This is a genomic window from Stutzerimonas sp. R40042 (assembly GCF_026642215.1).
In the GTDB taxonomy this organism is placed as follows: Bacteria; Pseudomonadota; Gammaproteobacteria; order Pseudomonadales; family Pseudomonadaceae; genus Stutzerimonas; species Stutzerimonas frequens.
In genome coordinates this window covers 2,863,072-2,877,342 of record NZ_CP113258.1, presented here as the reverse complement: position 1 = coordinate 2,877,342, position 14,271 = coordinate 2,863,072, and the positions used below count along the sequence as shown (strand labels likewise).

Annotated in this window: 13 protein-coding genes; all 13 read left to right on the top strand. The window is 52.9% G+C overall.

Features of this window, described 5'->3' with window-relative positions; all coding sequences use genetic code 11:
• Positions 1 to 254: 254 nt before the first annotated feature.
• Complete coding sequence (gene ihfB, locus OUY36_RS13470) at positions 255 to 539, top strand: integration host factor subunit beta (RefSeq protein WP_053527594.1); 285 nt, start codon at positions 255 to 257, stop codon at positions 537 to 539.
• Positions 540 to 690: 151 nt separating this feature from the next.
• Positions 691 to 1,971, top strand: a complete 1,281-nt coding sequence (locus OUY36_RS13465) for a Wzz/FepE/Etk N-terminal domain-containing protein (RefSeq protein WP_267934683.1) — start codon at positions 691 to 693, stop codon at positions 1,969 to 1,971.
• Between the two features lie 258 nt (positions 1,972 to 2,229).
• Positions 2,230 to 3,510, top strand: coding sequence for a Wzz/FepE/Etk N-terminal domain-containing protein (locus OUY36_RS13460; RefSeq protein WP_267934681.1), 1,281 nt, complete (start codon positions 2,230 to 2,232; stop codon positions 3,508 to 3,510).
• Between the two features lie 131 nt (positions 3,511 to 3,641).
• Positions 3,642 to 5,150 carry an MBL fold metallo-hydrolase gene (locus OUY36_RS13455; protein WP_267934679.1) on the top strand — a complete coding sequence of 503 codons (1,509 nt, stop codon included), beginning with the start codon at positions 3,642 to 3,644 and terminating at the stop codon, positions 5,148 to 5,150.
• A 50-nt stretch (positions 5,151 to 5,200) separates the two neighbouring features.
• A complete protein-coding gene (locus OUY36_RS13450) occupies positions 5,201 to 6,448 on the top strand; it encodes a lipopolysaccharide biosynthesis protein (RefSeq protein WP_200595363.1) in 1,248 nt (415 codons plus the stop codon).
• Between the two features lie 11 nt (positions 6,449 to 6,459).
• Positions 6,460 to 7,440 (top strand): NAD-dependent 4,6-dehydratase LegB, encoded by a 981-nt coding sequence (locus tag OUY36_RS13445; protein WP_267934676.1) that lies wholly within the window; start codon positions 6,460 to 6,462, stop codon positions 7,438 to 7,440.
• 9 nt (positions 7,441 to 7,449) lie between these two features.
• Positions 7,450 to 8,601: a LegC family aminotransferase gene (locus tag OUY36_RS13440; RefSeq protein WP_267934674.1), complete on the top strand. Its 1,152-nt coding sequence runs from the start codon at positions 7,450 to 7,452 to the stop codon at positions 8,599 to 8,601.
• A complete protein-coding gene (gene neuC, locus OUY36_RS13435; protein WP_267934672.1) occupies positions 8,598 to 9,752 on the top strand; it encodes a UDP-N-acetylglucosamine 2-epimerase in 1,155 nt (384 codons plus the stop codon). Before OUY36_RS13440 ends, neuC begins: the two co-directional genes overlap by 4 nt.
• A 3-nt stretch (positions 9,753 to 9,755) precedes the next feature.
• Positions 9,756 to 10,844, top strand: coding sequence for an N-acetylneuraminate synthase (gene neuB / locus OUY36_RS13430; protein WP_267934670.1), 1,089 nt, complete (start codon positions 9,756 to 9,758; stop codon positions 10,842 to 10,844).
• Positions 10,841 to 11,509 (top strand): acetyltransferase, encoded by a 669-nt coding sequence (locus tag OUY36_RS13425; RefSeq protein ID WP_267934668.1) that lies wholly within the window; start codon positions 10,841 to 10,843, stop codon positions 11,507 to 11,509. The genes neuB and OUY36_RS13425 overlap by 4 nt, the downstream gene beginning before the upstream one ends.
• A 20-nt stretch (positions 11,510 to 11,529) precedes the next feature.
• Positions 11,530 to 12,576: a nucleotidyltransferase family protein gene (locus OUY36_RS13420; RefSeq protein WP_267934666.1), complete on the top strand. Its 1,047-nt coding sequence runs from the start codon at positions 11,530 to 11,532 to the stop codon at positions 12,574 to 12,576.
• Positions 12,573 to 13,586, top strand: a complete 1,014-nt coding sequence (locus tag OUY36_RS13415) for a Gfo/Idh/MocA family protein (RefSeq protein ID WP_267934664.1) — start codon at positions 12,573 to 12,575, stop codon at positions 13,584 to 13,586. Before OUY36_RS13420 ends, OUY36_RS13415 begins: the two co-directional genes overlap by 4 nt.
• The gene (locus tag OUY36_RS13410) at positions 13,583 to 14,269 is read left to right on the top strand and encodes an acylneuraminate cytidylyltransferase family protein (RefSeq protein WP_267934662.1); all 687 of its coding nucleotides are present in this window, start codon (positions 13,583 to 13,585) and stop codon (positions 14,267 to 14,269) included. Before OUY36_RS13415 ends, OUY36_RS13410 begins: the two co-directional genes overlap by 4 nt.
• The last annotated feature ends 2 nt before the right edge of the window (positions 14,270 to 14,271 follow it).

The following is a 14,271-nucleotide window of genomic DNA, read 5'->3' as shown; positions in this document are numbered from 1 at the left end:
CAGTAGGCAAAACGAAAGGCGGGCTCTAGAGCCCGCCTTTTTTATTCCCTTAAAAAAGATCTGGCAGCAATCCTGCCTTCGACCGGCGCCGCCGATGAGCGGGCGGGCGAGCCAGATTTCCGATCTGTGCCACGGTCTCCTAAACCAAGCACTCATTCGTCGTCAATCCCGTTCGGGCTGTTCAAACTCTGAACAACATGCTACAAACGAACGCAACCCGAATGATCTAGCCGCTTGAAAACGAAGGGAAAACCATGACCAAGTCGGAGTTGATCGAGCGAATCGTCACCCAGCAGGGGCTGCTTTCATCCAAGGATGTCGAGCTGGCCATCAAGACCATGCTCGAGCAGATGGCTCAGGCCCTGGCCACCGGCGAGAGGATCGAGATCCGCGGCTTCGGCAGTTTCTCCCTGCACTACCGCGCCCCGCGCATCGGCCGTAATCCCAAAACCGGCCAGTCCGTCAGCCTCGACGGCAAATTCGTTCCGCACTTCAAGCCTGGAAAGGAACTGCGGGATCGGGTGAATGATGAGGACTGACAAGCGGCTAGGTTTGCTCTCCCAGCGGCAACGAGGTATCAGCCTAAATAGTTGTTAAAAGCCATCATTCGGCTGAACTTTTTGCGGTTCGTACGTACAAAATCCGGTTCGCTTGCTCCGCAGTGATGAGCACACATAACAAGGACCTCGGATGATCGTGCAGCAACCCACTTCATCTAACGATGAAATTGACTTGATCGAACTGTTCCGTGCGCTTTGGCGACAGAAGATTCTGATCGCTAGCATCACGCTTCTCGTTACGCTGCTAGCGGCCCTGTACGCCTTCCTGGCGACGCCGTACTTTCAAGCTCGAACCTACCTTCGTCCAGTGCCGCAGAGCAATCTGGACCAGCTCAATGAGACGGGCATCTACAAGCTCACTCCAGAAGAGGCCATCAACCGTGTGGCAGGCGGCCTGTCGTCTTATGACAACCGTCTGGAGTTCTTCATGAACAATCAGGAGCTGTTTCCGAATCTCACCGAGCGGGGCGAGCAATTGGAGCAGGCGTTCGCTGAGTTCAACGAAGAGGCGTTTGAGATGCTGTTCCCTGATCCAAAGCGTACGGAGAACCGCAGCGCGTTCGTGGGGTTGAGGCTTACTTACCCCGAGGGTGTCGCCGGCGCTTCGGTAGTCAATGGCTTTGTTGCTTATGTGTTGGAGCTTGAGCGCCGCGAAATTGCGGAGGATGTAGAAAGCCTCGTCAAAAACCGTCTGGCTAGTCTGGAGATGAACATCGAGGCGCAGCGGGCTAACTATGAAGCGTCCAAGGAGGCGAAGATCGCGTCCCTGCTCGAAGAAAGCGCGCTGAAGCGGGCCCAGCTTCAGGACGAACTTGCCGCTTTGCGCGCTGAACTCAAGACGCGACGTACCAATCGGATCCAACAATTGACGGAGGCGATATCGATAGCCGAATCGCTGGGTATTCGTAAGCCAACAAGCCCGTCCGCCATGTCCGACTTAGCCAGAGGCGGCGCGCAAGTCATTCGGACGGAGGTTAACAGTCGGGAAACCCCGTTGTATTTCATGGGAACAGAAGCGCTGTCCGCAGAGCGTGATGCCCTCGCCAGTCGCAAGTCGGATGACTTCATAGAGCCTCGAATCGCCGAGATCCAATCCGAACTCGCGATGCTAGAAAATAATCGCGAGGTGGAAATTCTCAGAGAGCGAGAGGGTGAAGACCTATACCTGGCCAATCTCGCTGAGCTGCGCGAAGAGGCCGCCCGTTTGAAGGGAATCAAGCTCGATACCGATCGGTTGAGGCTTGTTCGCCTGGATCAGCCTGCGCTGGATTCGTCCAAGCCAATCAAACCCAAGAAGGCGCTGATTCTCGCGCTGGGCTTTGTGCTTGGCGGCATGCTTGGCGTATTCGCCGCTTTGGTACGCAGCCTTGCAAATCGCGGCCGCGAGCTGCAAGCCCCATCGGCGTTGTAAATTGCCGTGTTCCTTTCTTCTGCGAAGAGCCAGGTAAGGCGTAAACGCTTTGTCTGGCTGCATAACTGAAGTCGGTGGGCATCTAGCACGGCGCTTTAGGCGCTCACAATCGCTAATTAAAGTTGAGGCGTGTCACTTGTTTTTTGTGAACTGGCTGGCAGAATGGCGGCCCTTAGCGCGACGGGACTTTTCCGTGCGCTAGTGGTATAGCCTTCGGCGCACGCTCTGCGTCGCCGCATTCAGCGAGACGGATCTCAAGTGAACGCAGTAACTCCTCCGCAAGTCCTTGCTTCGGCAACGCCTGATGAAATTGACCTCATCCAACTCCTCCGCGCGTTATGGAAGCAAAAGTTCCTGATTGGCGGCATAGCTGGGGTGTGCACGCTCGTCGGGTTGCTCTACGCCATGCTGGCGCCTCGTTATTACACCGTTCAAAGCGTGCTACGGCCGGCCGCTATCAAAGATCTCGATGAGTTGAATCATCTTGGTATCTACAAGCTGTCGCCGAAACAAGCGCTGGCGCAGGTCGGGGCAACGCTTGACTCGTACGAGAATCGGCTGGCCTTCTTCCGCGAACACCCGCAGCTCTTCGCTGATCTCGTGCAGCCAGGGCGAACACTTGAGCAGACTTTTGAAGCCTTCAACGATGAGGCCTTCAAGTTGCTGCAACCCGATTCAAAGAAGCCCGAGGGGACGTCCCCGTATGTCGGCCTCCAGCTCACCTATCCTGAAGCGCTGGATGGGGTTGAGATCGTCAACAGTTTTGTGAATTTCTCCCTGGCTAATGTCCGCAAGGAGATAGCGGCTGATCTGGAAACCCTAATCGGCAACCGGCTCAGTCAGCTTGACAAGAAGATTGCCGCTGCTCGTGCCAGCTATGAAGCCAGCAAGGAAATCAAGATTGCCAAGCTGACCGAGGCGGATGCGCTCAAGCGTGCAGAGTTGAATGATGAATTGGCAGCCCTGCGCCAGCAGCTCCGGACGCGTCGCGATAACCGCATCAATCAGCTCAACGAAGCGATTCGAATCGCGACTTCGCTGGGTATAAGCAAACCCACCACACCTTCGTCTCTTGGAGCGCCTGAGATCACGGGCCAAGGCAGCGTGATCCGTACCGAGGTCAACAACCAGCAGATACCTTTGTATTTCATGGGTAGCGAAGCATTGGAGGCCGAACGCAAGGCGCTCCTGGCTCGTCGCTCAGACGATTTCACCGAGCCGCGGATTGCACAAATTGCCCGGGAGCTGAAGCTGCTTGAACACAACCGCCAGATTGAGGTCTTAAAAAGCCGAGAGAACGAGGACCTGTTCCTGAAAGACCTGGCTGGCTGGCGCGAAGAAGCGGCGAGGCTGCGCTCCCTGCAGTTCGATGCTGGTTCGCTCAAGTTGGTTTCCATCGATCAGCGAGCGGTTGAGCCTCGTCAGCCGATCAAACCCAAGAAGGCACTAATCGTGGCCCTCGCGCTGATGTTGGGCGGCATGCTCGGAGTGTTCGTCGCGCTGGTGCGCAACCTGCGCCGTCCGGTCGCCGCAATCTGACCATCCATCCGTCGGCGTACCGTTGAGACCTCAACGGCCCCAAAAGACGGTAGTATTCCCGCCTATTTTTTAAGGTGGCTCGTGCCTAGCATGTCGCGAGTGCGTTGGTTGACACCGTTGAAGGAATAACCGTGCGCTATCCAGATATCGAACACCACGGCGCTAAGGATGGCGTAACCGGTTCCTGTCATCAGCTACACATGGATGCGAGCCACAGCTTGCTGATCGATTGCGGCCTGTTTCAGGGGAACGAGACTTCGAGCGATGGGCGCGCCGCTACAGGACGGCTGGATATCGAGTTCTCCTTGGCCACCGTCCAAGCGCTCGTCGTCACCCACGTGCATATCGACCATGTTGGGCGAATTCCCTACCTCCTCGCTGCCGGCTTCAAGGGCCCGATTTACTGCAGCGAGCCTTCGGCCAAATTGCTGCCTATCGTCCTTGAAGATGCCTTCAGGCTAGGCTTCAGCCGTGACCAGAACGATATTGAGCGTTACCTCAGGCTGGTCGAACAGCGCTTGCGGCCCTTGCCTTACCAGCAATGGCTCACATTGCAAGAGACCAGCCAGCTCGTGGCGCGTATACGGTTACAGCGCGCGGGCCATGTGCTCGGCTCCGCCTATGTCGAAATAGACCTTACCTATCCCGCCACCGGTGAGAACATACGCGTCGTTTTCTCCGGCGACCTTGGCGCGCCGCACGCACCGTTGCTCATGCCGCCCAAGTCGCCCGAACGAGCAGACATCCTTGTGCTGGAAAGCACCTACGGCGACCGCCTGCATGAAGACCGCGCCAGCCGCCGGCAACGCCTGGAAGCCGTTATCGAGCACGCTCTCAAGGATCAGGGCACCGTTTTGATCCCGGCGTTCAGCATTGGCCGCACCCAAGAGCTGCTCTACGAACTGGAAGAAATCATTCATCACCATGGGGAGCTTTCTACGGTAAAGCCCTCGGCAGCTAACAGAGATAGCGCTGGCGGCACGCTAGAACCTACCGACTGGCCCAAGCTCCCGATCATCCTGGATTCGCCCCTGGCTACCCGCTTCACTGAGGCTTACCGCAGCCTGAAGCCCTTCTGGAATCAGGAGGCACGCGAACGCGTCGAGGCCGGTCGCAATCCGTTGGCATTCGATAACCTGATCAAGATCGACAGCCACACCGACCATATCGCCGTGGTCAACCACCTGACCCAAACTGCACGCCCGGCAATCGTCATTGCGGGCAACGGCATGTGCTCCGGCGGGCGCATCGTCAATTACCTCAAGGCCATGCTGCACGATCCCAGGCACGACGTGCTGTTCGTCGGCTACCAGGCGCAGGGGACTCCCGGGTACGCCATTCAGCAGCACGGGCCCAAAGGAGGCTATGTCTATCTGGATGGCGAGCGTTTCGAAATCCGGGCGAAGGTGACAAGCATTGGTGGCTACTCGGCTCATGTTGATCAGAAGGGATTGGTTGAGTTCGTGACGGGGATGCGGGAGTGGCCGACCAAGATTAGAGTGGTGCATGGGGAGGAGGAGGCGAAGAAGGCGCTGACGGTTCAGCTACTTAGACGTTACAGGTGCAAGGAACTGTTTGCCGATATCGCGTACGGCGGGGTAGCGGCTAAGCCTGAGCAGGATGGCCTGGATGATATTTGATTATTGTTTTTGGTATTTAGAAAATTATGTTCATTTGATGATTGCCGCGAATGAGTGAGCTTATTTCAAGGCTGATAAATGTTTCGCTTCGTGGTGGAACACTTGTATGTAAGTTCTTGCTGATTTTCTTTCTGGCTAAGTTTCTGTCACCAGAAGAGGTGGGGCTCTTTGGGTTGATTGTTGCAAGCATTGGTTACTCGTTTTTTTTAATTGGTTTCGAGTTTTATACATATTCGAGTCGCGATTTACTTGGTGTCGGTAAAGAAAGTTGGTTGCCTATAATTAGGGATCAGTGGGTGTTTTTCGCGATCAGTTATGCTTTGTTTTTGCCGTTGCTGCTTTTCGCCTTTGGTGCGTACTTCTCGTCTTTGAAGTATGTCGGATGGTTCTTGGTGTTGTTGTTATTTGAGCATACGGCGCAAGAGCTAAATCGTTTGCTTGTTGTGATGTCTGAGCAGTTTTTAGCAAGCTTGGTTTTGTTTTTAAGGAGTGGGGTCTGGGCTATTGTTGCTGTTTTGTTGATGGGGTACGTACAGGAGGCGCGTAATCTAGACTTTGTGTTTCTGGCTTGGTCCATAGGCGCAGGTGCTGCATGCGCATTAGGAGTCGCAAGGGTACTTAAACTAGATAAAAGTACTTGGAATAGAAAATGTGATTGGCGCTGGATTTTACGCGGAGTTAAGATCGCTTTCCCGCTGTTGATAGCAAGCCTTGCAATTCGCGGCTTGTTTACCTTCGATCGTTACTGGATCGAAAGTGCTGTTGGGCTAGATGTCCTGGGTGCCTACGTTTTATTTGTTGGGGTTGCGTTTTCTATCGTGTCCTTTCTTGATGCAGGTGTGATTGCTTTCTTATACCCTAAGGTTGTTGCTGCCGCGAAAGAGAACGATGAGAAGAAATTCAAAAAGAATATGAAAGAGCTTGCTGTCACGTTGGTGTTGGCTACAGTTACGATGGCTGCTTTTGCGCTGTTTTTTAGTCCTTTTGTACTTAGTTGGATTGGAAAGGAAATTTATTTAGACAATCTCTATCTGCTGCAATGGCTGCTTTTGGCTGTTATTATTTATGCAGCTAGCATGGCTCCTCATGTTGGCTTGTATGCAAAACACCACGATAAGGCTATTTTATATAGCCAAGTTCTTGGCTTTCTAGTTTTTCTTATCGGATGTTTTATAGGTGTTCCTATGTTCGGTGCGATTGCTGTGGTATGGGCAATGTGCGTGTCGTTTTTAGTGATACTTGTTTGGAAAGTTGCCGTGTATCAGAAAGTATGCGGATTTTCTAGTGTTCCAGAATAGGAGGATGGTTGATGAGTAAAGTGCTGGTTACCGGGGCTGATGGTTTTATTGGTTCGCATCTTACAGAGTTGCTTGTGCGCGAAGGGTATCAAGTCAAGGCTCTATCTCAATATAATTCCTTTAACTATTGGGGTTGGCTTGAAGATATTGACTGTCTCGCCGATGTCGAGGTAGTGAGTGGTGATGTGCGAGATCCGCATTATTGCAAGCACATCACAAAAGACGTTGATGCTGTATTTCATTTGGCTGCGTTGATCGCAATACCTTATTCATATGTGGCGCCTGATAGCTATGTTGATACTAACGTGAAGGGAACTTTAAATATTTGCCAGGCGGCTCTAGAAAACGGCGTGCAGCGCGTTATTCATACTTCTACCAGCGAAGTTTATGGTACGGCTCAGTACGTTCCAATAGATGAGGAGCATCCGTTACAAGCTCAGTCGCCATATAGTGCATCTAAGATTGGTGCTGACTCTATGGCGATGAGCTTCTTTAATGCGTTTGATTTGCCTGTGACTATCGCACGGCCTTTTAATACTTATGGTCCGCGGCAATCGGCGAGGGCGGTGATACCGACTATCATCACTCAAATCGCTAGTGGCAAAAAGGAGATCAAGTTGGGCGATGTGTCCCCTACCCGCGATTTCAATTACGTTGCTGACACCTGTCGTGGCTTTTTAGAGTTGGCTCGCTGCGATAAGGCCATAGGAGAAACTGTTAACATTGGCTCCAACTATGAGATCTCGGTAGGAGATACTCTTAATCTGATCCGTGAGCTCATGGGTAGTGATGTTGAGTTTTTGACTGATGATCAGCGCATTCGCCCGGAAAAGTCGGAGGTTTTCCGTCTCTGGTGCGATAATACCAAAATAAACGGACTTACTAGCTTTACTCCGAATTACTCTATAAAGCAGGGGTTGCAGGAAACGATTGATTGGTTGTCCCGTCCAGAGAATTTGGCTAAATATAAAGCCGACATCTACAACGTCTGAGATCAAGCCATGTTCGACTCCCTTATTAGGTTTGTGCGGGATCAATACCAAACAAATGATTTCATCCCGCTTCATGCCCCTGTGTTCTCCGGGCACGAGCGTGATTATGTGGTGGAAACCATTGAGTCGACTTTTGTTTCGAGCGTGGGCGCTTTCGTCGATCGCTTTGAGCGGGATATGGCTGCGTACACCAGTAGCCCAAAAGCGGTCGCGACGGTCAACGGTACTGCCGCCTTGCATGCCGCTCTGATGCTTGCTGGAGTTCAGCCTGGCGATCTAGTTTTAACCCAGCCGTTGACCTTTGTGGCAACGTGCAATGCCATTGCATATTGCGGCGCTGCTCCGGTCTTTATCGATGTTGACCGGCATACCCTCGGACTCTCTCCTACAGCGCTTGAGAAGTGGCTGGATGAATACGCATATATAGACTCGGACGGTATATGCAGGCTTAAACTAGATGAGAGAGTGCTGAGGGCCTGCTTGCCCATGCATACCTTCGGACATCCAGTCGAAATAGAATATCTCGTTGCTGTATGTAAGCGCTGGAGCTTGGTTCTTATCGAAGATGCCGCCGAGTCGCTAGGGAGTATTTACAAAGGCCGGCACACAGGCACGTTCGGTCGCTTAGGTATCTTGAGCTTTAATGGCAATAAGATTATCACCACCGGTGGTGGAGGGATGATCTTGGCTGATGAAGAGTTGGGCGCGCGCGCTAAGCATCTAACAACTACAGCCAAGAAGCCACACCCATATGAATATGTCCATGATGAAGTTGGATATAATTATCGTCTACCTAATATAAATGCGGCGCTCGGGTGTGCGCAGCTGGAGCAATTGGAGGACTTCATCGCTTGCAAGCGAGAGCTGGCAAACCGCTATGCAGAGGTACTAGAAGGGAGCGAACTGCAGTTCTTTAAAGAGCCCGAAGGCTGTCGCTCCAATTACTGGCTCAACGCTGTTATTTGCGAAAGCCCTGCACGACGCGACGTGCTATTAAAGTCTACCAATGACAGCGGTGTGATGACGCGGCCGATCTGGAAGTTGATGAACCGTCTGCCTCTGTACGTTAACTGCCTGCGAGGCGACTTGACGAATGCTGAATGGCTGGAGGCTCGGGTTGTCAACGTACCAAGCAGCGTCCTGCCGGGGTGGAAGGCGTGAAAAGCAAGGTCGCAGTCTTCACCGGTACGAGAGCCGAGTACGGCTTGCTCTATTGGTTGATGAAGGATATCCAGGCTAGTGCTCAGCTGGACTTGCAGGTCATCGTAAGTGGCATGCACCTTTCGCCTGAATTTGGTGAAACCTGGAGACAGATTGAGCAGGACGGTTTCAGTGTCGATTCCAAGGTAGAAATGCTCCTGTCTTCAGATACGTCGGTTGGAGTCGTCAAGTCCATAGGACTGGGAACTTTAGGATTCGCGGATGCCCTAGATCGCTTACGGCCGGATATGTTGGTAGTGCTTGGTGACCGCTTCGAGGCTTTGGCGATTGCTCAGGCCGCTCTGATCATGCGGATTCCTATCGTGCATTTGCACGGTGGTGAAATTACTGAAGGGGCTTACGACGATGCAATCCGGCATGCCATCACCAAAATGGCTCACTTGCATTTTGTCGCAGCGGAACCATATCGGCGTCGTGTCATCCAGATGGGCGAGTCGCCTGAACGAGTTTTCAACGTCGGTGCGGTTGGCCTCGACCATTTGCGTCGCAGCCCGAAAATGACCATCGAGGAACTCGGTAAAAGCCTTGGCTTTGCGCTCCGCTCGCCTTACCTGTTGGTGACCTATCATCCGGTCACTCTATCGGACGAGAACCCGGAGCAAAGCTTCACTGCGCTTTTGCAGGCGCTGGATAAATTTCCAGATCACCAGATCATTCTGACTTATCCAAACGCAGACAACGGTGGCAGAGCCATCATTCCATTACTTGAAGCTTATGCGCAGAACCAGCCTGAGCGGGTGTTGGCGATCCCTTCGCTCGGGTTCAAACGCTATCTGAGTGCCGTCGCTATGTCGGCTGCTGTGGTGGGGAATTCCTCCAGCGGAATCATTGAGGTTCCTGCTTTCGGTATTCCTACCGTTAACATCGGTGCGCGCCAGAAAGGTCGTTTGGCCGCGGATTCTGTGCTGCATTGTGAGCCGAATACCAAGGCCGTTGAGGCTGCACTTCAGCGAGCGCTTTCCCACGAATTCGCCGAAGCCAGCAAAGAAACTGTCAATCCTTACGGCCAAGGCAATGCAGCCGAAGCCATCGTGGATGTCCTTGAGCGTTTCGACGGGACATTTAATAAGTCATTCCACAATCTGAGTTGACCCATGAAGCAGTCCGACAAAGATGCGGTTTACATCATCGCCGAAGCGGGTGTAAACCATAATGGTGAGCGTGAGCTGGCTTTCGCTCTAGTGGACGCCGCAGCGGCGGCTGGTGTCGATGCAGTCAAGTTTCAAACCTTCAATGCGGCACGTCTGGCTTCGAAGACCGCCCCTAAGGCTGCTTACCAGAAACAGAGCACGGATGAGTCTGAAAGCCAGCTGGTAATGCTCAAGAAGTTGGAATTACCCCAGGCCTGGCATGTTGATCTACAGCGCTATGCTCGGCAAAAAGGCATCGAGTTCCTTTCTACTGCATTCGATCCGGATAGCTTGATCTTTCTATCCGAGCTGGGCATGCCGTTATTCAAGGTCCCTTCTGGCGAGCTGACCAACGGCCCGCTTTTATGGCAGTTCGCACGTACTGGCAAGAGGCTGATCCTTTCCACGGGTATGGCGACGCTCGCTGAGGTAGAGCAGGGTCTTGCCATAGTCGCGCATGCGCTGGCATCAAGCCGGGAGCCTGCGGACATGAATGAAGTCTGGCGTAGTTGGAGTTGCCGAGAGGCGCGGAAACGGTTACAGGGGCATGTGACGTTGCTTCACTGTACCTCTCAATACCCCACCCCTTGGAGCGAAGTTAATCTCAGGGCTATGGATACGTTGGCCCATGCCTTTGGCCTTGATGTCGGTTACTCGGATCACACGGAAGGCTGCCTGATTCCGATTGCCGCTGTGGCTCGCGGAGCCAAAGTCATCGAAAAACACTTCACGCTTGACCGCTCGCTGCCGGGACCTGACCACAAAGCTTCGTTGGAGCCAGATGAGCTCAAACGAATGGTTTCGGATATCCGCTCTCTCGAACTGGCCCTCGGTGAGCCCTGCAAGGCCCCGCAGGCTAGCGAATGGGATACTCGTCAGGCAGCACACCAGCAAGTGGTTGCCGCTCGGGAGATAGCCGCAGGTAAAGTGTTTTCCCGGGAGGACCTAACCACCGCGCGCAGCGGGCAAGGCTTACCTCCTACTGCTCTGTGGGGGTTGGTTGGGCGGCGTTCGGCCCGTACATATCAGGCCGGTGAGATTATCGAGCCATGAAAGCGATAATTGATAGTAGCTTACCTTTGGTCATTCTAGGTGCAGGTGGCCACGCGAAGGTATTGCTTTCATTAGCCCAAGCGTCCGGACTGAATGTGTTCGGAGTCTGTGATCCGGAACTGGCCCAGCAAGGCAGCGATCAGTGGCGGGGCGTTAGAGTCTTGGGTGGCGATGAGGCGCTTGACGCAATGGATCCCGCGTCTGTTGGGCTGATCAATGGCATCGGGCAATTGGTCGGAAGCACAGGTCGTCGCAAAATTTTTGAGCGGTTTAAAGCTAAAGGCTTTCGCTTTCCTGCGCTGGTGCATCCTGCCGCCTGGGTTGACGCCAGTGCCTCGCTGGAGGAAGGCGTGCAAGTTATGGCGGGCGCCGTGATCCAAGCCGACGCGAAAATTGGCTCTAATTCGATCATCAATACGGGAGCCAGCCTGGATCATGACTGTTATTTGGGTGAGCACGTACATGTCGCTCCAGGCGCCACTCTTTGTGGGAACGTCCAGGTCAAAGATCACGCCTTTATTGCTAGCGGCGCGACTGTGATCCAGGGGATTACGGTCGGAGAGGAATCCGTCGTTGGGGCCGGGGCCGTGTTGGTTCGCGACCTCGCCGCTCGGCTGACATTAATAGGCCCTGCGGCGCGAAACAAAGCAGCGCTCGGTGAGTAGATAACGAAGGTTTTTTAAAAATGAAGCAATGGGAATCCACACTCATCGGTCCGGAAGCTACTCTGGAAGAGGCTATCGCGACGCTTGACCGCGAAGCATTGCGTATCGTCATGGTGGTCAGTGCTGAGCGCCGCCTGCTCGGCACCTTGACTGACGGTGATGTTCGCCGCGCCTTGTTGAAGCACATGACCCTCGATGTTCCAGTTGCCGAAGTCATGTGTATCACTCCTCGTACGGCCGCTAGGGATTGGAGTAAGGAGCGGATCCTAGCAGACATGGAGAAGTACCAATTGCTCCAGTTGCCTGTAGTTGACCAAGAAGGTCGTGTCATTGGCTTGGAGACCTTGCATGATCTCCTGAACAAGCGACATCGCGATAACCCGGTATTTCTCATGGCCGGTGGTTTTGGAACACGTCTACAGCCATTGACCCATAACTGTCCGAAACCGCTGCTTAAGGTCGGGGAAAAACCTATTCTCGAGTTGATTCTCGAGAATTTTATCAATGCAGGATTCCATCGCTTCTTCATATCAACCCACTATATGCCAGAAATGATCCGTGAACATTTCGGTGATGGTAGCCAATGGGGCGTCAGTATCCGCTATATACATGAGGAGGAACCATTGGGCACAGGCGGTGCCTTGGGTCTATTGCCTCACGATGAAATTGATCAGCCACTATTCATGATGAACGGCGACTTGCTGACTACACTGAATTTCCAAAACCTGCTGGAATTCCACCAAGACCATAGCGGCGTAGCGACTATGTGCGTCCGCGAATATGAGCATTGTGTGCCGTATGGGGTTATTCAGAGCGAAGGCCATCGCATCTGCTCGATGGTTGAAAAACCAGTGCATCGTTTCTTTATTAATGCAGGCATTTACCTTCTTTCACCCGATTTGGTTAAAAGCGTCGCGCCGGGTGTCCGGGTCGACATGCCAACCCTGCTGGAGCGGGAGATTGCCAACGGCAATGATGTGAACATGTTTCCCGTGCATGAATATTGGCTGGATATTGGGCGGATGGAAGACTTCAAACGCGCTCAGCAAGAGTTCGGCAGTCTATGAGCGTCCAGCAGCTGTATCTGGTAGTTGGCAGCGGTAGCATCGCGCGCCGTCATATTGCGAATATCAAGGCGTTATTCAGCCAAGCAAGGGTCGGATGCGTGTCTGCGTCGGGCCGGGCGCTAAGCCAGGAAGAAGTCGGTGCCGATGTCGTCTACACAAGTCTCGAGAAAGCCCTGAATGCGGAGCCTATGCTGGCGATCGTCGCTTCACCGGCCCCCTTTCATGTGGATCAAGCCGCGGTCTTATTGCGAGCAGGTATTCCGGTTCTGATCGAAAAACCTTTGTCGGATTCGCTGGAATCTTTTGCGAGAGCGGGCGAAGTTCTGCTTGAAAATAGCGCCAAGATTGAAGTTGCTTATAACCTGCGCTTTATGCCATCGGCCATACGGCTCAAAGAGCTGCTGACTGAACAGATAGTAGGGCGCATCCACAGTGTATCGATTGAGGTCGGCCAGTATCTACCTGACTGGCGGCCGGCAACCGACTACCGAAAAAATGTATCTGCCTGTAAGAAACTAGGCGGCGGTGTTTTGCTTGAGCTTAGCCATGAACTAGATTATTTGACGTGGCTGTTTGGAGGGTTCGATTCAGTCTATTGCGTTGCTTCTAACTCTGGGGCTCTTGATGTCGATGTGGAAGATAGCGCTCACGCGATTTTAAGTCGTAAGGATGGTCTTGTTGCCAGTATTCATCTGGATTTTTTGCAGCGGGCTCCGACCCGTATTTGCAAAATTGTAGGGGAGTCAGGCACGCTGGTTTGGGATCTTCTGCACAATAGTATTTGCCTTGGTACTGCCAGTGATAGCGAAGATATAATTTTCAGCGATCCTAGTTACAATCGAAATGACATGTACCTAGAAGAAATTTCTCATTTCGTGAAAGTGGCTGCGGGTGAACTCTCACCCAAAGTTAGCATCTACCAAGCCTTGGATACCTTGCGTTTGATAGAAGCCCTAAGACGTTCGTCAATCACTCGGCAAGTAGTGGATATCGGAGATTTCGCATCATGAGCATATACGCATTTATATTTGCTCGTGGTGGTTCAAAAGGCCTGCCTGGGAAAAATATTAAGCCCTTGGGAGGCATCCCGCTTATAGGTCATTCCATAATCTTAGCGCAGCAAATAAGCGGTGTGAAAAAGATCTTTGTTTCTACCGATTCGGACGAAATTGCGGCCGTAGCTGAAAGCCTTTCGGTAGAAGTAATCAAAAGGCCGCCTGAGCTTGCTAGCGACACTGCCTCGGAATGGTTGGCTTGGCAACATGCTATACAGTTTCTATACGCGCGGGGCGAGTCATTCGAAGTGTTTCTTAGTCTGCCGACAACCAGCCCTTTGCGAGGAAGGACAGATGTCGAGCAGTGTCTTGCCGCGCTTGATGAACGCACGGACATGGTCGTCACCGTGACGCCAGCTGCTCGCAGCCCGTATTTCAATATGGTTGTTCGTGGTGAAGATGGTTATAGCGAAGTAGTCATACATGACGACACCATCCGGCGCCGGCAAGATGCACCGACTACCTACGATATGACTACGGTGGCTTACGTCTCGCGTCCCGAATTCATCTTGAAGAATTCTGGTGTATTTGCCGGCAAGGTCAAATCAGTGATCGTTCCAAAAGAGCGGGCGATCGACATTGATGATGGATTTGATTTCATGGTTGCGGAAGCTCTATACAGGAAATGTCAGCAGTGAAC